Consider the following 405-nt stretch of genomic DNA (forward strand, 5'->3'; position numbering starts at 1 on the left):
GTTGGATCACCTCCTTACCTGAAGATACCTTCGTGCGTAGTGTCCACACAGATTGTCTGATAGAAAAGTAACGAGCAATGCGTCTTTTGAGTAGGGTTCTGTGACAAGTAAATTTGTCGCACAGATTTGCCAGCAAATCTTCACCTTTACACAAAATAACCAGTCTGCGACTGGTTAAGCAATTTTTGTGTCCCCATCGTCTAGAGGCCCAGGACACTGCCCTTTCACGGCTGTAACAGGGGTTCGAATCCCCTTGGGGACGCCATATCTGATAATGAGTGAAAGACATTATCAATCGTATCTCAAAATTGATTCCGGCTTTAAGCCTGAGTCACGTTTGAGATATTTGCTCTTTAACAATCCGGAACAAGCTGAAAATTGAAACGACATGTCGTTTTCATTCTC

At 43.5% G+C, this 405-nt stretch carries 1 tRNA gene; it reads left to right on the forward strand.

What is annotated here, in order from left to right:
* Positions 1-189 precede the first annotated feature (189 nt).
* Positions 190-265: transfer RNA gene (locus AB3U87_RS22390), tRNA-Glu, on the forward strand.
* Positions 266-405: the final 140 nt, after the last annotated feature.

The sequence above is a fragment of the Erwinia plantamica genome (assembly GCF_043420595.1).
Taxonomy (GTDB): domain Bacteria; phylum Pseudomonadota; class Gammaproteobacteria; order Enterobacterales; family Enterobacteriaceae; genus Erwinia; species Erwinia aeris.